At 38.4% G+C, this 23,191-nt stretch carries 17 protein-coding genes; 2 read left to right on the top strand and 15 right to left on the bottom strand.

Annotated elements, in window-relative coordinates; translation table 11 throughout:
* The gene (locus ESV24_RS00780) at window positions 1–642 is read right to left on the bottom strand and encodes an SCO family protein (protein WP_111813480.1); all 642 of its coding nucleotides are present in this window, start codon (window positions 640–642) and stop codon (window positions 1–3) included.
* A 103-nt stretch (window positions 643–745) separates the two neighbouring features.
* Window positions 746–1,390: a hypothetical protein gene (locus ESV24_RS00775; protein WP_111813478.1), complete on the bottom strand. Its 645-nt coding sequence runs from the start codon at window positions 1,388–1,390 to the stop codon at window positions 746–748.
* 265 nt (window positions 1,391–1,655) lie between these two features.
* On the opposite strand from ESV24_RS00775, the gene ESV24_RS00770 reads away from it, so the two are divergent.
* Window positions 1,656–3,032 carry a T9SS type A sorting domain-containing protein gene (locus tag ESV24_RS00770; protein WP_111813476.1) on the top strand — a complete coding sequence of 459 codons (1,377 nt, stop codon included), beginning with the start codon at window positions 1,656–1,658 and terminating at the stop codon, window positions 3,030–3,032.
* 146 nt (window positions 3,033–3,178) lie between these two features.
* On the opposite strand, the gene ESV24_RS00765 is transcribed toward ESV24_RS00770, so the two are convergent.
* The 4 genes from ESV24_RS00765 to cyoE all read right to left on the bottom strand — a co-directional run bounded on the left by ESV24_RS00765 (window position 3,179) and on the right by cyoE (window position 6,183).
* Window positions 3,179–3,562: a cytochrome C oxidase subunit IV family protein gene (locus ESV24_RS00765; RefSeq protein WP_111813475.1), complete on the bottom strand. Its 384-nt coding sequence runs from the start codon at window positions 3,560–3,562 to the stop codon at window positions 3,179–3,181.
* Window positions 3,563–3,580: 18 nt separating this feature from the next.
* Entirely contained in the window at window positions 3,581–4,564 is a 984-nt protein-coding gene (locus tag ESV24_RS00760; protein ID WP_111813473.1) for a cytochrome c oxidase subunit 3, read from the bottom strand.
* 46 nt (window positions 4,565–4,610) lie between these two features.
* Window positions 4,611–5,192 carry a cytochrome c oxidase subunit 3 gene (locus tag ESV24_RS00755; protein WP_111813471.1) on the bottom strand — a complete coding sequence of 194 codons (582 nt, stop codon included), beginning with the start codon at window positions 5,190–5,192 and terminating at the stop codon, window positions 4,611–4,613.
* A 97-nt stretch (window positions 5,193–5,289) separates the two neighbouring features.
* Window positions 5,290–6,183, bottom strand: coding sequence for a heme o synthase (gene cyoE, locus ESV24_RS00750; RefSeq protein WP_111813470.1), 894 nt, complete (start codon window positions 6,181–6,183; stop codon window positions 5,290–5,292).
* A gap of 125 nt (window positions 6,184–6,308) precedes the next feature.
* Between cyoE and ESV24_RS00745 the strand changes: the two genes are divergently transcribed.
* Window positions 6,309–7,292, top strand: coding sequence for an MBL fold metallo-hydrolase (locus ESV24_RS00745; RefSeq protein ID WP_111813468.1), 984 nt, complete (start codon window positions 6,309–6,311; stop codon window positions 7,290–7,292).
* 57 nt (window positions 7,293–7,349) lie between these two features.
* On the opposite strand, the gene ESV24_RS00740 is transcribed toward ESV24_RS00745, so the two are convergent.
* From ESV24_RS00740 to queG, 9 genes are all read right to left on the bottom strand, one after another.
* Window positions 7,350–9,440, bottom strand: coding sequence for a gliding motility protein RemB (locus tag ESV24_RS00740; RefSeq protein WP_111813466.1), 2,091 nt, complete (start codon window positions 9,438–9,440; stop codon window positions 7,350–7,352).
* Between the two features lie 108 nt (window positions 9,441–9,548).
* Window positions 9,549–10,328, bottom strand: coding sequence for an energy transducer TonB (locus ESV24_RS00735; RefSeq protein ID WP_111813464.1), 780 nt, complete (start codon window positions 10,326–10,328; stop codon window positions 9,549–9,551).
* Between the two features lie 112 nt (window positions 10,329–10,440).
* A complete protein-coding gene (locus tag ESV24_RS00730; protein ID WP_111813462.1) occupies window positions 10,441–11,163 on the bottom strand; it encodes an energy transducer TonB in 723 nt (240 codons plus the stop codon).
* Between the two features lie 66 nt (window positions 11,164–11,229).
* Window positions 11,230–11,625, bottom strand: a complete 396-nt coding sequence (locus tag ESV24_RS15635; RefSeq protein ID WP_111813460.1) for a VanZ family protein — start codon at window positions 11,623–11,625, stop codon at window positions 11,230–11,232.
* On the bottom strand, window positions 11,594–11,974 hold the full coding sequence (gene gcvH / locus ESV24_RS00725; protein WP_111813458.1) for a glycine cleavage system protein GcvH: 381 nt from the start codon (window positions 11,972–11,974) through the stop codon (window positions 11,594–11,596). Before gcvH ends, ESV24_RS15635 begins: the two co-directional genes overlap by 32 nt.
* A gap of 20 nt (window positions 11,975–11,994) precedes the next feature.
* On the bottom strand, window positions 11,995–19,227 hold the full coding sequence (gene sov, locus ESV24_RS00720; protein WP_111813456.1) for a T9SS outer membrane translocon Sov/SprA: 7,233 nt from the start codon (window positions 19,225–19,227) through the stop codon (window positions 11,995–11,997).
* A 3-nt stretch (window positions 19,228–19,230) separates the two neighbouring features.
* The gene (gene ruvA / locus ESV24_RS00715) at window positions 19,231–19,812 is read right to left on the bottom strand and encodes a Holliday junction branch migration protein RuvA (protein ID WP_111813454.1); all 582 of its coding nucleotides are present in this window, start codon (window positions 19,810–19,812) and stop codon (window positions 19,231–19,233) included.
* 105 nt (window positions 19,813–19,917) lie between these two features.
* A complete protein-coding gene (locus ESV24_RS00710; RefSeq protein WP_111813452.1) occupies window positions 19,918–22,200 on the bottom strand; it encodes an NADP-dependent malic enzyme in 2,283 nt (760 codons plus the stop codon).
* A 61-nt stretch (window positions 22,201–22,261) separates the two neighbouring features.
* Window positions 22,262–23,188, bottom strand: a complete 927-nt coding sequence (gene queG / locus ESV24_RS00705) for a tRNA epoxyqueuosine(34) reductase QueG (RefSeq protein WP_111813450.1) — start codon at window positions 23,186–23,188, stop codon at window positions 22,262–22,264.
* Window positions 23,189–23,191: the final 3 nt, after the last annotated feature.

Genomic DNA, 23,191 nt, shown 5'->3' with positions numbered 1-23,191 from the left:
CTATAAAAGCTTTTTAATGTCTTCCTTCAGCATTTGTATTCCTTTATCTTCCAAGCCGTCATAATAAATAATTGGGTTTCCGTTTTCGTCTATCCTTGAACGAATATTACCATTTTGGTCTATGAGCGCAAAAAAACCTGAATGCTCAAAACCGCCTTCAACCTCTGCGGCTTCCCCAACGTAAAGATTGAAACCTTCGTTTGATAGCTTAAATATTTTCTCCTTTTCGCCCGTTAAAAGATGCCATTGTGGTTTGGTTATACCTTTATTTTTAGCATATTCCTTTAATACTTCAGGAGTGTCGTGTTCGGGATCTATAGAAAAAGAAGCAATACCAACTCTTGGATTTCCTAAAAACTCGTTTTGAATCTTTAGCATATTTTCCGTCATAATTGGGCAAATGGACGGACAGGTGGTGAAGAAAAATTCAACTATATAAACCTTGTCTTTATAGTCATCATTTGTAATTGTTTTTCCGTTTTGATTGGTAAAGGAAAATGCCGGAACTTTCGCCTTTTTTCCTTCTCTTTCTACAAAAGCAAGATCTGGTCCGAGCATATATCTAACTATCTCAGGCACTGCCCAAATTCCAAAAACCAGAATGATGAATGAAATACCTATGTATGAATAATTTTTTTTCATTTTTGAAATGATGCTATTGATGCTATTAATTCTATGGATGCTTATGTAACTATGTCGCTATGTCTTTGCTCTTTTTTCTTTATTCTTTGCTCTTTTTTCTCTACTATATTTCCCTATCAGAATTATACTTCTTTAAAGCCCTTCTGTATTCTGCCAAAAGAACTTTTACGTCGTCGTTCATTTTGTTATTTATTTCTGCAATGGTGCTGGAATCGAAGCCGTACATTAGGCCTTCATCATCATCGTCATCACGGCCGCGTAGGTTCCTTTCTTTATCAATTAAGAATACATACGGAGTTGAAAGGTTGGGGTCTAAAGTGATGTCCGACTTTAAGGATTGAAAAACTTCAGTTATATCTTCCCCACTTCCGAAGGCGAAAAACCAAGCATCAGTTGGGGCAATTTCTTTTAGCTTTTCTTCAAGGCCTCGGGCTTGTTCTTCCGTTCCTTCCGGCAAAAGAATTACAAATTGAAATTCATTAAACTGATGGTTTTTGGTATAAATTTTATGTGCCAAATTGTAGGCATAAGCCCTATGTGTTTCCAGATCACTTCCGAAGAAACCCAAAACGGTAATACGCCTTTCCAATTGAACGGACTTCCCGTCAAGTGTTTTAAAGTTTTCTAGTTCGGCAACAGAATTAGTGATTATAGGTAGGGTGGCAAAGTTATTTTTTCCGGAAGCAAAAAAAACATAGGCCGTGATGGGCAATAAAAACAGGATTCCGAGAACCAAATACTTTTTCATTATAGCATTTTTTTACTACTTGAAAAACACCAAAAGTAGTTTTGCAAAAATACGGGGTAAAAGGGGGTTGGACAATGTTTTGGGTGTTAATTTTAATTATTAAACTATGGAATAAATTATTTATTACTGTGTTGTAATTAAGTGCTTTTATAAAATTAACTATTATGAAGATGGAGCAACGGAACAAGATATTATCTTTAAGGAAAATTAAATTTTACTTATAGAATGGCTCTAAGAAAATTAGAGCCATTCTTTTAAATGTTAAATGATGAAATACTTATTGCTTTTGGTACCATTAGTTTTTTTTAATGGTTATTCACAGTTCGGTCCACAACAAATAATTTCTACAGAGGCAGAGCTTCCGGTTCAAGTTTTTACGGCAGATATAGACGGGGATGGAAAATTAGATATTTTATCTGCCGCAAGATTTAAAAATAATATTGCTTGGTATCGAAATATGGACGGTAATGGCACTTTTAGCTCTTTGAACCTAATAGGACTTCTTAGTGAAACAAAAGCAATATACGCGGCGGATCTGGATAATGATGGCGATACTGACGTATTGGGAGTATCTTCTTCCTTAGACCGCGTGGTATGGTACGAAAATTTAGATGGTCTTGGGAATTTCGGTCCAGAAATAGGAATCGCTGGAAATGCCGATGGCGGTTTTTCGGTCATAGCAGCCGATTTGGATGGTGATGGCGATAACGATGTTGTTTCGGCATCTGACAATTCGGGCTTGGCTTGGCACGAAAACCTTGATGGCAGCGGCGATTTCAGTTTTAGAAAAATTATAGATGATAACATACTGAGCTCCCGATCCGTTGTAGCTGCCGATTTGGACGGTGATGGGGACCTTGATTTGGTAGGCAATGGATATGCCCCGGGGGTCGCTAGAATATTTTGGTATGAAAACCTGGATGGGTTGGGAAATTTTGGCCCTTTTCGCGTTATTCGTGATTTTTCTGTATATGCAAATATGCTCTTTGTTGCCGATGCCGATGCCGATGGCGATATGGACGTTTTTTCTGCTTCGAACGGTGACGATGAGGTTGCCTGGCATGAAAATTTAGATGGTCTTGGGAATTTTGGGCCTAAGAACATAATCACAAACTCTCTGCCTACTGCATTCGCAGTATATGTAGCCGATTTGGATAACGATAACGACATGGATGTACTTGCCACGGGTGTGGAAACATTTTCTGGCGAGGTGGTCTGGTTTGAAAATCTTGACGGTTTGGGTAGTTTCGGGGGAAAACAGACTATAACTACAGAGGTACAGTCGCCCAGATCTGTAATCGCTGCCGACATAGATAATGATGGCGATATGGACGTAATTGGTTCTTCACAGAACGACAATAAAATTGCTTGGTATGAAAACTATACTATTTTGGGCGTTGGGGAAAATGAAACCAACAATTTTAAGGTTTATCCTAATCCTGTAAGTACTATTTTAAATGTTCAGGTAGAAACAGGCACAGCCATAACCAACATTAAACTTTACGACATCTTTGGAAGAATGTTACTTAAAAAAGAAGGCGAGGCTTTGCAAATTGATTTCAGCAATTATGCAACGGGAATCTACTACCTAAAATTGGAAACCAATAATGGTGAGCAAATCTTTAAAGTGATAAAAGAATAAAAAGCTGTCCAAAAAAAGAGGGCTCGACTTTAGTTTATTCTGAGTATTTCGACTTCGTTCAATATAAACTTCACCGAAGGACTCGACCGGACAGGGCATAAAAAAACCCTCACAAAGAGGGCTTTTTTTATAATTTCATTTTCAATTTAGAAATTGAACTTTATAAATCCATTTTTATAGACTTCATAAATATAATCACCCTCAATAAGTATCAATACAACTAGATAGGATATTAGGAAAAGTCCAGTCCAAATTACGGCTCTACGCAGGCCTGTTGTTTCGTCACGCATGTGCATAAAATCCCAAGTAATGTAGTATGCTTTAACTAGCGTAAGAATAATAAAGATCCAGTTAAGTAATTTCAGTGCCAAAAAGTGGGTATCAACCAGAAATTCTGGACGGATTATACCGAGTGCTACTTCAATTATTGTAACTATAGAAAGAAATATAAAAACACCCCAAATTTTGCTGACATTTGATTTGAATTTTACAGTGCCTCTAAAGATTGCTAATTTATGTTCGTGTGCCATTTTTTAAATTTTGAAAACCTAAACAAGATAAAAGAAAGTAAATACAAATACCCAGACCAAATCCACAAAGTGCCAATAAAGGCCGACTTTTTCGACCATTTCATAACTTCCGCGGCGTTCGTAGGTGCCTATAATTACATTAAAGAAAACAATAATATTTATTAATACTCCCGTCAAAACGTGGAAACCGTGGAAACCAGTAATGAAGAAGAAGAAATTTGCAAACAATGGATGGCCATATTCGTTATGGCGCAAGTTTGCACCTTCCACGATTAGTTGGCCATCGTTTACCACTTTTGCTATAGATTCCTCTCTGGAAAGTATTATATGATGTCCGTGTTCATCTTTATATTGAAGCCTCACCAAAAGATTATCATTTGCCAAGAAACCTTCTTTTACCTGTTCATAAGAAACACTTGGTAGATATTCTCCTTCGGTATTATACCAAATTCCGTTATCACCAGTTTGTTCTACGCGATCTCTTGAGGCAGCAACTGCGAAATCTCTAATTGCAACACGCTCGCCTTCTTTATCTAAGAATTGTATAATCTGTCCTCCCTTAGTTTCAATTGCGCCATAATCTCCCTTTATAAATGTTGCCCATTCCCACGCTTGTGAGCCAACGAAAACAGCACCACCAATAATGGTAAGAAACAAGTAGAAAATTACCTTATTCTGCTGCATTTTGTGGCCGGCATCTACAGCTAACACCATAGTTACAGACGAAAATATTAAGATAAAGGTCATAAACGCCACATAATACATAGGCGCATCTACGCCATGCAAAAATGGAAAGTGGGTAAATACTTCATCGGCAATAGGCCAGGCATCTACAAATTTGAATCTTGAAAATCCATAAGCAGCAAGAAATCCAGAAAACGTCAAGGCATCGGAAAGGATGAAAAACCACATCATCATTTTGCCGTAACTAGCTTTCAGTGGTTGGTTTCCGCCACCCCAGGTTGTTCCTTCGGTACCTGTTTTAACAACAGTAGCTTCCATAAAAAGAATTTGGTTTTAAATAAAGGTTCAAAAATACGTTTAATTTTTATTTAACGAAATAAATAAATAAAAACAGATAAATCCATACAATATCCACAAAATGCCAAAAAGTTGCAGCTAGTTCAATGCCAAGGGTTTTACCGTATCTATATTTTTGTTTATACTGATTATAAATTACAAATAAAAGTGATACGAGCCCTGCAAAAACGTGTGCAACGTGCAATAATACCACTAAATAGATGAAAGATGTGGTTATGCTACTCGTGGGCCCAGTAAAATTATATCCGTTCTGAATGATTTCTGAAAAGCCTACGAATTGAAAAATAATAAATAATATTCCGAGTATAAGGGTTGAAACCAATAGAGACATTCCGAGAGCGTGCTGTTCTTTTTTGATAGCCCAGAGCGCAAAATGTACGGTAAAACTGCTTACCACTATTAAGGCAAGGCTAATGTAAAATGCTGGCGGGATTTCAAAACTGGTTATCCAGTCTGGTCTTTCTTTACTTACTACATAGGCACTGGTAAGGCCTGCAAAACTCATCGTTAAACTAATAATGCCAAACCAAAGCATGTTCTTTTTTGCCCTGTTTACTTTTAGTTCGTGACTTCCTTGGGTTAAATCCATTTTATATTTCTTTAATTCGTTAATTCGGGATTTGCTAATCTGGATTTGAAACTTCTTATTTTAAAATTTTCATCCAGCATCCAGCACCCAACTTATTTTATCTTATAAATTTATCTGCAACATAAATTATTTGCAAAAGTGTTATGTAACTAACGCTTGCGAGCATAAGCTGTTTTGCGGCTATTGCTGTTTTTTCTTTGTATAGCCGAATTGCATAGTATAAAAGACCAATTCCCAAAACACCTATTAGAGCTCCCGATAGCGGCGTCAAGTATAATTTGCCAGTAATCCCCAATACAGGAATTAAAGAAACCAGAACCGTCCAGACTGAATATAGAATAATCTGCAATGCGGTTCCTTTGTCACGTTTTCCGTTAGGAAGCATAAAAAATCCCGCTTTCTTATAATCATCAAAAAGGAACCAGCCAATGGCCCAAAAGTGTGGAAACTGCCAAAAAAACTGAACCATAAATAAGGTGCCAGATTCAATGCCGAATTGGCCCGTTGCCGCAACCCAACCCAGCATAAACGGTATGGCCCCAGGAAATGCACCCACAAATACCGAAAGCGGAGTCTTGGTTTTTAAGGGCGTGTAAAGGCTCACGTACATAAAGATGGAAATGGCGCCAAACATTGCCGTAATAGGATTGATGGTATAAAGTACAACAACACCTAGAACGGTCAATATACTTGCAAGTATAAACGCTGAACGAACATTCATATGTCCTGCGGGCAACGGCCTGTTTTTTGTGCGGTCCATTAGCGAGTCCAAATCTTTTTCAATGATCTGGTTGTAAACATTTGAAGCGCCAACCATACAATAGCCACCAACACACAATAAAAAAAGCACGAAAAAGTCAATTGTTTCAGCTCCCAATAAATAACCTGCCACCGAAGAAAAAACCACACTCACCGAAAGGCGAAGCTTGGTTATTTCGGTAAAATTCCTGATAACTGACGGGTTAATTGATTGTGATTGAGAAACGGACAAGCTCTTTTTTTTAGGCTGTGCAAAGATACGCTTCCTGTATTTTTTTTGCAATATAATATCAATAATCTTATGCTTTTATTTCAGCATTTTTAGTATTTTCAACCAAATTTAAAACTCAAAAAAATATGTTGTCCAAATTAATTTTCAGCGCGGTCTTTTTATTTACTGTTTCAATAGCATTTTCACAAACCGATGACGGAAGAAAACTAAGTACAAAATTGATCAAAGTAGATAATAAAATATACATGTTGCAGGGCAAGGGAGGGAATATTGGATTGAGTTTTGGCAATGATGGTGTGTTTATGATAGATGATCAATTTGCCGAACATATTGAACAAATTCAAGATGACATTAAAACTATCAGCGATAAGCCTGTTCAGTTTTTGGTAAACACACATTTCCACGGAGACCATACCGGCGCAAACGCGGTAATGGCACAAACTGGAACGATTATTTTTTCTCAGAACAACGTACGTACCAGACTGGAAGAAATGCGGGAAAGCGAAAAGAAAAAAATACCTAGTGAAATGCTTCCTATGATTACTTTTTCTGAAGACATGACTTTTCATTACAACGGTGAAAAGATTTATGTTTTCCACGTGCACAACGCTCATACTGATGGTGATGCAATGGTTTATTTTACCAACAGCAACGTACTTCATACGGGCGATGTGTTTTTTAATGGAAAATATCCTTTCATTGACACTGAAAATGGCGGTAGCGTAAAGGGAGTAATAGAAGGACTTTCAAAGGCAAAATTGATCATTAATGAAGATACTAAAATTATTCCCGGACACGGTAACGTAGGGAGTTATAGCGACCTTCAAAAAACCATAGATATGCTATCAAACACTTACAAAAGAGTAGCAAGAAGCTACATTAATAAAAATACTGAAGAAGAAGTGATGAAAATGACGGATCTTACCAAAGCCTACGATGCCGAGGGATATGGCGATGGTTTTATAACTACTGAAGCATTCATAAAAATGCTTTATGGCGAGGTTGCCAAAGAGAGAAGTTCTATTGACAGCAACGATGAAAAGAACCGTAAAGCGCTTGAGAAAATTGAGCAAATGAAAAAGGAGAGAAGCGAAAAACAAAAAAACTAAAGCCGCACATAAAAGGAATGCCGATTCATGATTGTTTTCTCATGAAAGTATAATCGGTTAAAAATCATAGTACCAATTAAAGAGGTCTGTCCTGATACCAAAATTTACCCAAGATGTCTGATTTGTAAACACGGTTTCAGTTTCCACTTTGGGTTCAAATTTCCTAAAAATAAAGCTTCCGTATATTTTTAAATTGGTAGCAGGATTTATTACATATCCTGCCTGAATTTCAGCGTGGAAAAAATCTGTTGTATTTCCTTGTGCCAAATCGTTGCCCTTGTCAGAAATACGATCGTCTTCAGTTCCATAAATATCGCCTCCGTAAAAAAACGAATCTTCTGGAGTGTTGAACTCAAAACCGCGTTTTGCGAAAATAAACTTAGCATCGCCATAGAGTCTTCCGTTTTGGTAACGCGCAATGGCAATAAATTCGGAAAAATTTGCTCCCAGTGTATGCGCCATAGACTGGTTGTTGTGTCCATAATTTAAAACTATAGTATTGTGCGAATAGGTATATGGCCGAACCCTGTTGTATTCGGTCTGTAAGTACAAGTTTTTAAATCCAAAAGCATTGTAGTATTTCAGACCGAGCTGGTAGCCGGTTTTATTTTTATAACTTCCCTCTCCGCCAAAAACGTCGCTGGAGGAAAATTCGTCAATAATAAATTGTCCGTAAAAATTAATTTGATCGTTCACTTTGTATTTTGTGGTGATCCCAATCAAAGCATTACCGCCGCGAGATCCTGTTGAGAATTCTATGGCACGATAAAAAATAATTGGATTTAAGTAATTAACGTCAAAACCACGGCCGTTGTCATTTTGCCAAATAACAGATTCAAAAAGGCCTATGTTTAAACGTTTGGTAATGTTATAGCTTAAATAGTGATTTGCTATATATTTTGTGCGGAACGAGCCATCCTCGGTAACATCTGGGCGCACATCGCGGAGGGACATCCATGTATTGGTATATTTCAGCTTCCAGAAAGTGGTATTTATTTTAAAGAAAGGATATGAACTTGCATTGTCGCTGGTAAGCAAAGAGCGATAACCATCACCCAAAAAAGTTTTACCGTGCCCAAGCTGAATGTTGAAATATTTTGAAGGCGTGTACGATAGATGCCCAGTTGCGATGGGATAATCATAAGAATCCGTCTTAAAGCCCTTTGCTATACCGCGGCCTGGAATGATTGCGGGATTTCCTCCGTCGGGCCGAATGGATTCTGCATATCTGTTGAAGTAGTCTGCGAAGCGTCCCTGACTCTCATAAATAACACCGAAGAAACCAATCTGTTTACCAATACCGCCCTGTGTATAAATCAACCGAGTATTGTTGTAAGTATCTATATCTGCATCAATATCCTTTCCTAGCTGCAGGTCTACTCCGGGATCCAGGGTGAGCCAATAGTCTTTCCCTTTTATGGTGATAAAATGTTCGTTCCACAATTTACGACCAAACCAAGAGGATTTATTTTTTAAAATTTCTTTATTTGCATCTTCAAAATCATAATATTTATTCACCTCAGAATAGATATACGGCTTTTGGGCAGTGTGATTGTTTAAGCCCACACGGTTCATCGCGGGATCAAACAAACTGTAATTATGGTGTGAAAGGGGAATATTGATATTGCTGCGATATTCTTCATTTCCGTAGGGAAGATTCTCAATTGCATCATACTCTTCAACAAATTTTTCCCTCTCATTCTTTTTAATTATTTCGGTGGACTGAACAATGCTTTGTCCCGGTTTCACCAACGGAATGGCAATGGGGAGTGTAAACTGCACATAAGCGGGCTTGCCATTGTAAGTTGCTGGCGCTACTGCAGGAAGTGATTCAAAAACACGTTGCGCCTCCGCTTTTAATTCTTCATAAATTGCATCCACATAGAGGACCTTGAATTCTCCTTTCTTGGTAACTTCAAAAAGCACATTTACATTTCCTTTATAGTTTTCGGCAAAAACTTTTTCTGGTACTTTAAAATTTTGAAAAATGAACCGTTGCAAATTATCATTAAAACAATTTTGCAGCGCTTGAACTTCTGCACTCTCGCAATCTTCAAAAACGGGATATTTCTCATATTGGGCCGAAGGGATCTGAGCCAAAGATATTACTGAAAAATTAAGAATAAAAAGAGTGAGAAGATGCTTCATCGGGGGGTTGATTGTTTAATTCCGAAAGATACAGTTTTTTTGTAATGACCGAAATCAAAAAAAGCTCCCTTTTTTAAGGGGAGCTATCAATAATCAATGAAAATCTTGTTATTGAATATTGAAAATAATTGGAAGGTTATACAGTACTTCCACGTTTTTATCCCCCTGTTTTCCTGGTTTCATAGCGGGCAACTTTTTTATAACGCGTTGGGCTTCATTTTTTAAATTAGCATTTCTAGAATTTGCAACCACATCAGTTACATAACCATTGAGATCTATTTTAAAACTTACGTAAATTCTGTAGTCTTCGTTCGGTTTAAGATCTTCCAACAATTCTTTTTTGAAATTTTTATTAATGAACGAATTAATTTTTGAGGACATGCAATCTACTTTTTCTTTATTAGTATTCAAGACTTCACAACCTGGAAATACTGGTACAAACTCAACACTGGCAAGTATTCTAGGTTTATCTGATCCCGAATTGGGCTCAACAGTTACAGGCTCTTGGGGAGCTTCTACCACTGGCCCATCCGTAGGTGCAATGGGCGTTTCAATTGTTGGGTCTGTATTCGGCTTTACATCAAACGTAGTACTTTTTACCACTCTTTTAATTGGCTCACGTTTTTGAGGAACCTTTTTTATAGGTTCAATAGGTTTGGGTTTATCCACATCAATCACATAATCAAACATCGGTGGTTCTTCTAAACTATGAGATGTAGTAGAAGTAGCTTGATAGGTTTTAATTTTAAAATCAGTCTGCATTATAAAAAAAACTACAAGCAGACTAAGAACAATTCCTAGTTGAAAGAACAAACGTGAATTCCATTTAATGTTTGTCTGTTTTTTTTCGTCTCTTTTGTTTTGAGCATTTTTTCCTGTTGTTTTCATAATGAAGTGATTTAAACGTTAATACTTTTATGAAAACACAACTGTTATGCCAAAACGCAAAAAACCCCGTCATTACTGATGTAAGGACGGGGTTTTTGAAATAATATAATTTCTATTGAATATCAAACACAATCGGAAGTGAATAAAGCACCCCAACTGGTTTTCCTCTTTGTTTTCCTGGAGTCATATTAGGCAGCGAATTCACTACATCCATCGCTTCTTTTTCAAGTCTTGGGTGTGGTGCACGTGCGCGCACGTCTACAACTTTTCCGTTTTTGTCAATTTTAAATTGAACCGCTATACGTTGTCTTCCTTCCAAACCTAAGTCTGACGCAAGATTACTATCAAATTTCTTATTAATAAACTCACTTATTTTAGAAGACATGCACTTCTTTTTGGCATCGTTCCCACTTTCCTTTTCGCAGCCTGGATAGATAGGCACATTTTCAATTACAGCAAAAGGTACGTCGGCAATTTCTTCTTCAACCACTTCTTCCTTAATCTCCTTAACCTCAACAATTTTTTCATCTTGTTTCACTTCGGTAGATTTTATTACAGTTTCTTCCTCTTCCACTTCATCCTCCATTACCTCAATAACTTCAGGGGCTGGTGGCGGCGGTGGTGGTGGCGGTGGTGGCGTTAATTGCTGGGTAATTGGGATTTCCTCTTCAAGCTCATCGCCTACGTCAAGTTTTCCGAAGTCGGAATCAGACTTATCATAGGTCTTCCATTCAATTGCCTGCCAGGCAAGGAAGAGCATTAAAACCATTCCGAGCTGGAAGAAAAGCATGCTTCTTCGGGTTACATCTGCTTTTGGATTTTTTTTGGGTTCCATAATAGTGGGTTTAAAGTGTTGCTAAAATATAGAAATTATCATTCAATTTAAAACTTAATTGAAATTTTAAGTATTTAAATATTTTTTTATGTTTTGGAAAAAAAAGATTCCAAGTAATGAACCTATTAAGTTTGCAGCTATATCATAAATGTCTGCCTGACGAGAAACCGTTAATAGATGTTGTAATATCTCAACTATTATGCCGTATAGCAACAATAGAATAATCAGAACTAAAATGCATTTAAGCTTTAGACTGAATCCGTTTTTTGTGTAAAAATAAAACATCCAAAGATTAATAAGGACGAAATAGATCAATCCGTGAACAATTTTATCGGTCCCAGAAACTTCTATTTCCGGTAACTGTGGACTTGGAACAAAAAAAAGTACGGATATTAGGCAACTATAAAGTATTGCAAAAAGCAATAGGTTTTTAGCCTTCAATAAGCGCTTTATATTCGGCATCGTCCAAGAGTTCAGCTATTTCATCTGGATTTGAAATTTTCATTTTTATCATCCAACCCTCTCCGTAGGCGTCCGTATTTACTTTTTCGGGCTCAGATTCAAGATTTTCGTTGAATTCAATGATTTCTCCAGAGAGTGGTAAAAAAAGATCTGAAACAGTCTTTACTGCTTCAACGGTTCCAAACACTTCTTCTTTTTCCATAGTGTCGCCTACGGTTTCAACTTCTACATATACAATGTCGCCAAGCTCGCTTTGGGCAAAATCGGTTACACCGATAGTGGCTATATCGCCTTCAATTTTTATCCACTCGTGGTCTTTTGTATATTTTAAATTAGATGGTACATTCATATCATTAAATATAAGGGTTCTTAATTTCCAAAGTTATAACGAAGTGTAAATCCACTTCTAATAGTTGTTTGCGGGAATGCGGTTGAGATGGCATATTCTGAGAATGTGTGATCGTAATAGAATAAAGCCGTAAGGTTCTTGCTCAAGGCATAATCTATAGACAATTGCGCACCATAGATAGTTTGCCCAGCGGTAGTTTGATTATTATCAATAATATCTAAGTATCTCACAATAGTTATATTGTCTCTTCTTGAAAGATCTACCTTAAAATTTAAATCGCTCGCAATGACGGATTTTTTACCGCCAAAATTTGTAGCAATACGAAGATCCTTAACTCGGTATCCAAGCCCGATAATATATTCATTTCCTTTTATTTCCGTAAGAAGATTATTTGCAAAGCTCAACGACAGTGCACGGTCCTTACGCATTTCAGCAAGAATTTTTACTGAGTTGTTCATTTCAAAATCCATACGGAGTAGCGGTGAGAACTGTTCGGTCAAGTTTACATTTGTAAGTAAAGTTTTTACTTTAAAGTTTCCGGCCTGGTCCACTGCCTCAGGGTCGTTTGCATCGTAATCAAGGTTCGATTGAAATTGGTTTACCGTGTACGAAGCCCGATACCCGTGGGTAAGCGAAAAGCGCTTGAAGTTTTTCTTAAACCAAGCAATATTCATAAGTCCAGTATATTTCACATCCCAATTAGGAAGTGGAATGTCTCTCAATATTCCTGTTTTTTCTTTTGAAGCATTACTCCCCTTATATGCAGCCAGAAATGATGGCAATAAAACATCTTGACTGTTTTTACCAAAACCAACTGGATACCCATCTACAGTGCGTTCAAAAGGTCTCCCTTGGTAATATTCCTCCGCCAGTCTGTTTGCTACTGTTAGTCTGTTGCTGCGGAACTCATCAAAAGCAGCAGAATTGTTTTCATCGCTAGCGCTGAATGCCGTTTGAATCAATACTGTTGAAATATTGAAGTTTCCAAAGGTGTTTGGCGTCAACGAATTATATAATCCATCTTCAACTATATAGTTTTCAGAATAGTTTTCAGAATAAATCCTACTTCCATTTATGTCTACGGTCAAATCGTTTATCGGTTCTAAATTGGCCTGAATATCCATTTGGCGGCTTTCCACCTCGGTATATTGTTCGTTAAATTCTGGATAGAGCGTTAGCCAACCTTTGCGTGCAGCCAGCTCCCTCACCTCTGCCTGGCTTCCGAAAACAAATCCTGTGGTAGGTTTCAGCGTACCAATAAAACCGATGGAAGGTATATATCCCGGTAAATAAATACCGTTATTTTCCTGATAATTAAACTGAATTTTTTTAAGCATGGTTGCAAAGCCAATAGCGGTATTCAACGCTTTATCTCCAGCGTTCAAACTTCCCGCAGGAGCAGCGCCCCTACTCAAAACATTTGGTGCACTGTTTTTTCCGGTTGAAACTTCCCCGTTCTTTTCTTCTTCTAACTTGCCTTCGCGCGCGGATTTTCCTTCTTTTCCAGGGGCTTCATCACCAGAACCATCATCACTACCTCCAGCAGATTTTCTAGTTTTACTTTTCTTTATTTTGGTTAGACCAACATAACGGTAAAAACCATTCATATCTATACTGGAGTTGATTTGGTGCGTACTCGCATTTTGTATAGAGTTTCCTAAATTATATGTGTTTGTAGTTCCGTCACTTAACTGAATTGGAATTTCATTGAAAAGATCACTACTGGCCTGCCATTGATAATCTCCAGTGTAGGAATAGGTTGCTCGAATAAATTTTAGAAACGGGAATTTGTTAAAGGGCAAATCATAATTGAGCTGTAGTGACTGGAAATGTTGGTTTGGTTCACCAACGTCAAAGAATCCATCCCAAACGCCTATTTCATTATTAACAAAGCCATTATCGTCTACATAATTGTTCACGATCATGTTGTTTGAAGATGTGAAATTGAAACGCAACGATTTAGTCAAATTGTGGTTTATAGTATATTGCCAGTCAAAAAGGAAATTACGTTGGTATAATCTAGGGAGACCAATACTTCCCGGCAGCAAATTCAATTCTCTGAACTTTTGCTCATTGTATTGTCGCGTAATATTTGAACTTACCGAAATGTTGGTAGGCAAATAATTAAAGTTGATATCTTTTAGAAATTGCCAATATTTACCCGTAAATAAGGAGTCATTTTTCTTAAAAGGTTCTACCGGCTTTGCTTTGAAATTATAATTGTAAGTAGCGCCAACGCGAACGTTTTGTTCCAGCGCGTCTTCTACTTCAAAATCGTGGTGGTCTGTTTGGTTATATGAAAAGGATCCCGTAAAGTTTTCTATATCGTATACTTGAGGCTTTGCTTCACCAGTACGTTCTTTTCGAACCCCTATAAAGTTTACGCTCTGCCTTTTTGTATAGTCCACAGCTTGCTCTTTTATAGCATCTTTTTCATCTTGATCTTCTGTATTATCCAAACGGGTCTCTAGTTCTATGTCTTGGAATTCTGGATCATATTGAGGGGTAATCAACTCTTCAGATCGCCCATAGTTGAAGGGTAATTGAATTCCCCATTTCTTAGGAAGCAACTGTCCTAGATTTACGTTTGTAACTACGTCGTACTGTTGTAAATCTTCCCGGCTTCTCTGGTTAGGTCCTTGCTCAATGGACCCGAAACCTACTGTACTCCTTTTGCCCGTAGCATTTATCGTTGCAAAATCGGCAAGATTGGCATCCATACTTACAACTGCTGCCCAACCACCGTCATTATTTAGTTCAGACATTCTTAGTTCGTTAAACCAAACCTCACCGCACAAATCATTGCTGGTCGTGTTTCTAACCCCTAACATAATATTGCGAACATTACCAAAACTTGGGTTACCTTTTATACCAATTCTCAGCTCATTTTCGCCACCGGTAGAGCCACCATCAAGTTCAGATTGGTTAAAGAATGTTACCTCGGTAGGATCTATAGTTGGATCTCCTAAAACTCTTGTTTTAATTTGTTGAAGTAATTCCAATCGCAGGTTTAATCTATTTGCAAGCGGCCAAATTTCCTCGGCACTGGTTGCTCCAAAATTGGTTGGGTTTAAAGGAATTTGAACTTCGTAATAGTTATTGGTAAGGTCGTTCCCCAAACGAATAAATGCTACTAATTGTCCATCAGAAAGTGCCGTTTCATTTTGTAATGATTCAGCGTGAATAAACATTTCCAGATTTTTGTACTGGCGCATGTCAACGTTAAAATTCTTATAAACAGAACGTCCATCATTTGGCTCTAGCCCACAAACTCTTAAAGAAAGTGATTGCTCATTTTCTCTTATAATGTTATTGTTATTGTTCAATTCTTCGCGATCCAGTCCTGGTGGTAATCTATAGGGTATTGGCTGTCGGTTTTCGTTTTCTTCAATACTTACAGCTTCTACTTCAAAAATTGTATTGTCCTGTGTGGGGTCTTCACCTGTAATATCTAATGTTTGTTGGAATCTTCGGTAATCGCCGCGCACCAATTCCATAGTTCCAAAACGCAACACGGTGTTTTCCGTGAATTGGGAAAGGTACATACGCATAAAACGAATGGATCTATAATCTGAAATTCCACCTTTAGCCTGATCTGGCTTGCTGATTGGAATTTTAAACTGTACCCAGCGCACAGGGATTACATTATTGTCTTGTGTAGTTACTTCAAGTTCTTTAACATCGGCAATATACTCGTTGTTTTCGCGATTCATGCCGGAATAAATGGGCACGTTGTACTCAAAGTAGCTGTTAATCGTGTTCATTGTATTATCACGATTTATATCTTCTACATCGGGTTGGGCAGTGCTTCCGCGATTTGTATTTGTAACCTCAACAGGTGAGTTGCCTTGGGTTCCGTTATATTTTAAGTAGCGATCTAGAATATTGCCATCGGCCTGCAAAAAGTATTGGTAGTCATCATTGGCGGTGTCATCGCCAAAACCTGGATATTTGGATGCTTCCTCGGCATTGCTCAATCCATCAAATCCTACATCTTGATTGGTACGCTGCTGTCCTTCTGTATCAAAAGTGTAAACTAGAGACTGGTTTAATGGTACTTTACCCCAGTTGGTTTCCAAAACATTTAAATTGCCGCCATCTTCAGGCAAGCCGTTTTCATATTGCTTTCTGCCATCTTTTAACACATCTTCAGAAATGCTTCCAAGGTTAAAGTTGATATTTCCTCCCGGGTTGCCGTTATTTTCCTCATAAATGAAAGGATCCATTACCCAAAACTGAATATACTCTACATTTGATTTTTCAAAATCTGTTGTAGTCAATGATCTCATTATCCCACCAAAATTATTTTCAGGTGCTGGAAGTGTTCCATTTGTGGCTTGGGGGTTATAGTTATATTCCCCGCGCTGGGAAGGATAATACGCCAAATCTAATGTGAAGAGTGCCTGCGTCTGTCCCTGGATAATATCTTGGTTAGGGAAAATTTCGTCCCTAAAAACACGACGTGTAAATGGCGAAGAAAGATCTTCATCATTAATTCCTTCAGGCCGCTGGCTGCTGTAAAAAATAGGATCTATGGTATACCAAGCCAGTTTAGCACGTCTATAATTGTATCGAAGATCTTCATTTGCAAATTCTTCTCCACCTCCGTAATCCAGCGGTGTACTGGCTAAAGACCAGCTGGAAGGAGTGCTGATGTCATTCCCCGTTTGAGAAGCTTCAAAATCATCAACATATACTGTGGTCTTCCCGTTAAAATCAGAAACTTTTGGTGCTCCTGGTTTTAAGTATGCAAATTCACCACGTAAAGAAACGTTGGATTCTACATCTGTATCTATGTTTGGAAGCTTATTTACTAATCTGGTAAGGAATGGAACTTCTGTTGAATAATTTAAATTTATTCCAAAAACACTGTTGTTTATAGGCTCTACACCATAAGAGGATTTTTGGGTCAATGGGCGTTCGTTCAGGTTCAAATAAGTTGCACCCACCAAAAATTTATCGCTGAATTTGTGTTCTACGTTCAAGCCTGTAAAACGCTTGCTTTGCTGACCAAAAAGGGAATTGTTTTCGGTACTTACAGAAATTGGAATATTGCTGTTCAACAAGCCGGGATCTAAAATCTGAACTCTTCCCAATTGATAATTTACGGTGTAATCCACCCCTTCAACTAAAGTTCTTCCACCTGCGGTTACGGTAACCGAACCTTGTGGAATATTGAAGGCTCCAATAGGGATTCCATCTGCACCGGTAGATTTATAACTTCCTTTTAACTGAAATTTATTCTTTTCACTTTCAAGCTGTTCCGCCTGGGTTTTTGTTCCGGTGTAAAGTGTTCGGAAAACGTATTTCTCCTGATTTTGGTTATAAGTAGTTGGAATGTCATAATTAGCAGGAGCTGAAGGCACGTTAAGTTCATCAAACAAATGCTTTCCAAACGGTTCCACGGTGGTAAAAATGATTCTTCCGTTTTGTTGATCTACCGTTATTCCCGGGAGAAAATCGAAAAATCCATCACCGCCTTGAACTGGGTCATTATTAAAGTTTAACCTATCTAAATTGAATACCTTTAAAAGAATTTCATCCTTAACATCGTCGGGAAGTTCAGGACCTCCTTGGGCCTTTTCTATATAGTTGATCGGTGATGGGTCTGTATAAAATATATTTAATTTAAAATCTTCTTTTTCAAGCTGGTATGCTCCAATGGGGTAGATATTTTTCATCATCAAATCCCAAGCTGGCTCCTGTACATTGGTAATACTACTTTTCAAAAGCTTTACCACAAGATTTTGCGCTAGTCCTGTTTCTTGACCGGGAGGATTTCCTCCACCTCCTGGATTTTGTACGCCTCCATTTGCCTCAACCCCGTCATTTGAGAACTCTCCTACTTGATATACTTTTCCGTTTACAGTAAACTGATATGAAACTGCCAAGACTTCGTCATTGTTTAAACGTTGATTCAAGGATATATAACCCAATTGTGAGTTCAACGTGTATTCTCCCTGGTCCAACCTTCGGGCATTTTCCAGTGTCACATAATCTGTGCCTTCACTTACCTGCACGCCAGTAAAACCTTGACGAACCGTTGCAACATCCCGGATTGCTGGATTAAGCAATGTTTGTGGACCACCATTTATTCCGAAGGGGTTAAAATCGTTGTTACCATTATCAGGATATGCGGTTCTAGGCGCGTTTATAAACCCTCCCGGTGGAACACTTAACCCAATATTTGTAGGATCTGATTCACCAATATCCTGCAATGCAACTATGTTACGAACGTTTTCAGTTCTACTGGTGCGGTTGGTAATCCAAACTTCCATTCGGGTTACCTGCACGTTACTGTTAATGAAAGGGTAAAGCTCTAGCGCACGATCATAATTGTCCCTAAAATAATGTGCCAAGAAGAAGTGGCGGCTATCGTCATAATCCAATGCGAAAAGTTCAAAATCCGTAATGGTTGCGCCACCTTCAGCGGAAACAGTACGAGTTTCAGATTTTTGCTCAGAGAAAACTCCTGTGATGGTTGTTTTCCCAAACTGAAGCTGTGTTTTTACACCGAAAAGACTTTGCGCTCCTTGAATAAGCGAGCTATTTAGTGGCATACTTACGTTACCCACTTCAATTTTCTGAATAATGTCGTCTTCAGTTGGGGTGTATTCCAACTTTATCTGGTTCTGGAAATCGAACGTGCTTTCGGTATCGTAATTTGCAGTAACCTGAAGTCTGGTTCCCACTTTCGCCAAAAGACTTAGACTTATTCTTTGATCAAAGTCGAAAGAAAAATTGCTGCGGTTTCGGGGTGAAAAGGCTGGGTTGTCCTGTTTTGTATAAAGCAAGCCAAGATCCATTTCCACAGAACCTTGCGGTATTACTTCAATACTATTTCCGCCGAAAATAGATTCAAAAAAGTTTGAATTCACATAAAACGTTGGAAGTAAATTTTTCTGTTCTTCTTCAGAACCCGCCTTACGTCCATCTGCAGCATCTATCTTTTGTTTAAAATAAGCCTTCATCTGCTCCTCTTGAATAAGGCGCTGGTATTCCTGTGGTGTAAGAATAATAGGATAGGTAACATTAAAACTACCCAAGGTTTGGGTATAAATATATCTATCTGTAATGGGATCATAGGTATAGAGATCCTGAATGCTGGTTGGATTTGGGAGATCCATCCGTCCCATTTCATTCCCTACAGCCGTAGAATCTTGAGCCAGCGAAGCATTGCTGACCAATATGAAACTTATAATTGCTAAAAGCTTGAAAAAGCCATCCTTGTAAACGTAATTTTTTGCCTTCAAATTTTACAAATTTTTTAAAGCTTGTTTAATGATCATTTCTACCGAAGCCTGCGGATTTTCCATTACAATGGCATCTACCACTTTCTCCGACTGTTTGCGAACAAAGCCCAGCGTCTCCAAAGCAGATAACGCTTCATTTTTGTTCGTATTGCTTGTTCCGGCAGAAATAGACGACAAACCGTACACTTTTAAAATCTTATCTTTTAAATCCAAAACCACACGTTGTGCAGTTTTGGCTCCTATTCCTTTTACTGACTGTATGGTTGCTATATCATTTGTAGCAATAGCATCCAAAACTTGATCTGGCGCTAGTGAAGACAGCATCGTTCTGGCGATGCTCGCTCCTACTCCAGAAACGCTTATAAGCAACCTAAATATTTCACGTTCCGCAACGCCTGAAAACCCGTACAACGTATGGGAATCTTCTTTAACAAGTAAATGCGTAAAGAGTTTAACATTTTCACTGGATGGTAGTTCGGAAAATGTGTGCAAAGAAATATTGACAAAGTACCCTACTCCATTGCAATCAATCACTACGTCCGTTGGGGTTTTTTCAACCAGTCTGCCCTGTATATGGGTTATCATATGTTAACGAAAACTTAAAGGCTCAAATATAGTATAATTATTTGCAACTGCCATTGGGGTTTTTGTGAAAATATTGGGGAAAAAGCTGCATTTTACTTGGCTCCCTTACTCCCGCACCCGCTTCTCTTTCTGCTGCGCATCTACAACCGCAACAGCACTCATATTTACAATTTCTTCTACACTTGCGCCAAGTTGCAAAATGTGGACAGGTTTTGCCATCCCCAACATAATTGGGCCAATGGATTCAACACCATTCAATTCTTTCAATAATTTGTAATTGCTATTGGCAGAATCGAGGTTCGGGAAAATAAGTGCATTCACTTTTTTGCCCGCAAGTTTTGAAAACGGAAATTTCTTCTGAAGTAATTCTGGATTCAACGCAAAATCGGTTTGTAGCTCACCATCTACTATCATGTCTGGGTTACTTTTGTGAAGCAAATCTACAGCCTCGCGTACTTTTGTTGCGTGCGGATCTTTTGAAGAACCAAAATTAGCATATGAAATCATTGCAATTACAGGTTGCAAGCCGAACATTTTCATTGTATAATTCGTCATTTGCGCAATCTTCGCAAGCTCCTTGGCAGTTGGGTCGATGTTTATAGAAGTATCCGAAATAAACAAAGGACCGCGTTTGGTAAGCATCAAGTTTGTTGTAGCTACTTTGGTAACACCTTCGAATCTTCCAACAGTTTCAAAAACTGGAACAACCACAGAAGGGTACGAACGTGCGTAACCAGAAATCATACAATCCACATCACCTTCACTGAGCATCATTCCTGCAAAATAGTTTCTTTCTCGAACTAGCTTTTCAGCGGTATAAAGTGAGATCCCGCTTCTTCTTCGCTTTTCCCAAAGTTTTTGGGCATAGTGCTGAAGTTTTTCTGAATTTTCATCGTTTTTTGGATCTATGATTTCAATTTCAGCTTCAAAATCAATCTGCTCCATCAATTCAAGAATCACTTCTTTTCTTCCCAATAAAACAGGGGTACCGATGCCTTCTTCAAAAACAATCTGAGCGGCTTTCAAAACATCCAAATGGTCTGCTTCTGCAAAAACAATACGCTTTGGTTTTAATTTTGCGCGATTCATTAATAATCGTACAATTTTATTATCGCTGCCCATACGTTCGTAAAGCTCATCTTGGTATTTTTCCCAATCGGTAATGTTTGTTGTTGCAACACCACTTTCCATCGCAGCTTTTGCAACGGCGGGCGGAACGGTAGCAATCAAACGTGGATCAAAAGGTTTTGGAATAATATAATCCTTCCCAAAATTGAGTTTTGTTTCGCCATAGGCAATGTTTACCTGCTCTGGTACAGGTTCTTTGGCGAGATCTGCCAATGCCTTTACGGCAGCCATTTTCATGGCTTCGTTAATTTTTGTTGCGCGAACATCCAGTGCTCCCCGGAAAATAAAAGGGAATCCCAACACATTGTTAACTTGGTTGGGATGGTCGCTACGGCCCGTGGCCATAATGATATCTTCGCGTGTTCTAATAGCTAAATCGTACTCGATCTCTGGATCGGGATTTGCCATTGCGAATACAATGGGGTTTGGCGCCATGCTTAGCAGCATTTCGGGCGTAACAATATCTTTAACCGAAAGGCCTACAAACACATCAGCATTTTTCATGGCCTCGTCCAGAGTATCAATTTTTCTGTGGGAAGCAAACTCTGCTTTTTCATCGGTAAGACTTTCGCGGTCTATTCTGATAACTCCTTTACTGTCCAGCATTACAATATTTTCAGGCTTGGCGCCAAAGGCTTTGTAAAGTCGGGTACACGAAACTGCCGCAGCGCCGGCACCACTAATTACAATTTTAACTTCTTCAATTTTTTTCTCAGAAATCTCCAAGGCATTGAGTAATGCTGCCGCGGAAATAATTGCCGTGCCGTGCTGGTCGTCGTGCATTACTGGAATATCCAGTTCTTCCTTCAGTCTTCTTTCAATCTCGAAAGCTTCGGGCGCTTTTATATCTTCAAGATTTATTCCGCCAAAAGTGGGTGCAATATTTTTTACTGTTGCAACAAATTCGTCAATATTCTCTGTATTTACTTCAATATCGAAAACGTCAATATCTGCAAATATTTTAAAAAGCAACGCCTTTCCTTCCATAACAGGTTTAGAGGCTTCGGGACCAATGTTTCCTAAGCCTAAAACGGCGGTTCCGTTTGAAATTACGGCTACAAGATTTCCTTTGTTGGTATATTTATAGACGTTTTCCACGTCTTTTTCAATTTCCAAACAGGGAACTGCAACCCCAGGCGAATATGCCAAAGAAAGATCACGTTGGGTGGAATAACTTTTTGTGGGAACAACCTGAATTTTACCAGGTTTTGGTTTTGCGTGATATAGTAAGGCCTCGCGACGTTTGCTTTGATTGCTCATAAATTTAAATTTTGTAACCTACAAAGTTAGTAGGTTCACCGAAAGGAAGCAATTTTAATGGTTAATCTTTCAAAAACTGTATATTCCTTTTAAGTCCTGAAAATTTAGTTCTGTTGACCGCACTTTTCTGAAATAGTTTTTGAAAAACATCCTCGGTAATTTCTTCCCAGTCTTTTTTACTCATGGAAAGCAATTCGGGATTTGGATTAAAAAGCGGCTCGTTGTGAGGTTTACTGAAACGGTTCCAAGGACATACATCTTGACAAATATCGCAACCGAACATCCAATCTTCAAAGTTGCCTTTTTGCGATGTGGGGATTTCGTTTTTCAATTCAATCGTAAAATAGGAGATGCATTTGCTGCCATCAACAACCTTATCCGCAACAATCGCATTTGTTGGGCAAGCGTCTATGCAAGCGTTGCAGCTGCCGCAATGGTCGGTTACGGGACTGTCATATTCCAAATCCAAATCTAGTATCAATTCTGCAATAAAATAAAATGAGCCCAATTGTTTGGTGAGCAAATTGCTGTGTTTTCCAATCCAGCCCAAACCGCTCTTTGCAGCCCAAGCCTTGTCTAAAACTGGCGCTGAATCTACAAATGCACGACCGTGGACTTCGCCTATTTCTTCGGAAATGAAGTTCATCAACTGCTTCAATTTGTCTTTTATAACTAAATGATAATCGGTGCCGTACGCGTATTTTGAAATTTTATAGGTTTCTGAAGTTTGCGTTTCTGAAGGGAAATAATTCAGCAATAAAGAAATAACGCTTTTTGAATCGGGAACTAAAATTGTGGGATCTAGCCTTTTGTCAAAATGGTTTTCCATATAGGCCATTTCGCCATTCATGTTTTTTTTAAGCCAGTTTTCCAGGCGTGGCGCTTCTTCTTCCAAAAATTCGGCTTTGCTTATTCCGCAGGAAAGGAAGCCTAAACGCTTTGCTTCGGCTTTTATCAATTGTGTATATTTTGAAGTATTCTGAATCAAATT

Source organism: Aequorivita lipolytica (assembly GCF_007997135.1).
Lineage (GTDB): Bacteria > Bacteroidota > Bacteroidia > Flavobacteriales > Flavobacteriaceae > Aequorivita > Aequorivita lipolytica.
This window is presented reverse-complemented; position numbering and strand designations above follow the sequence as displayed.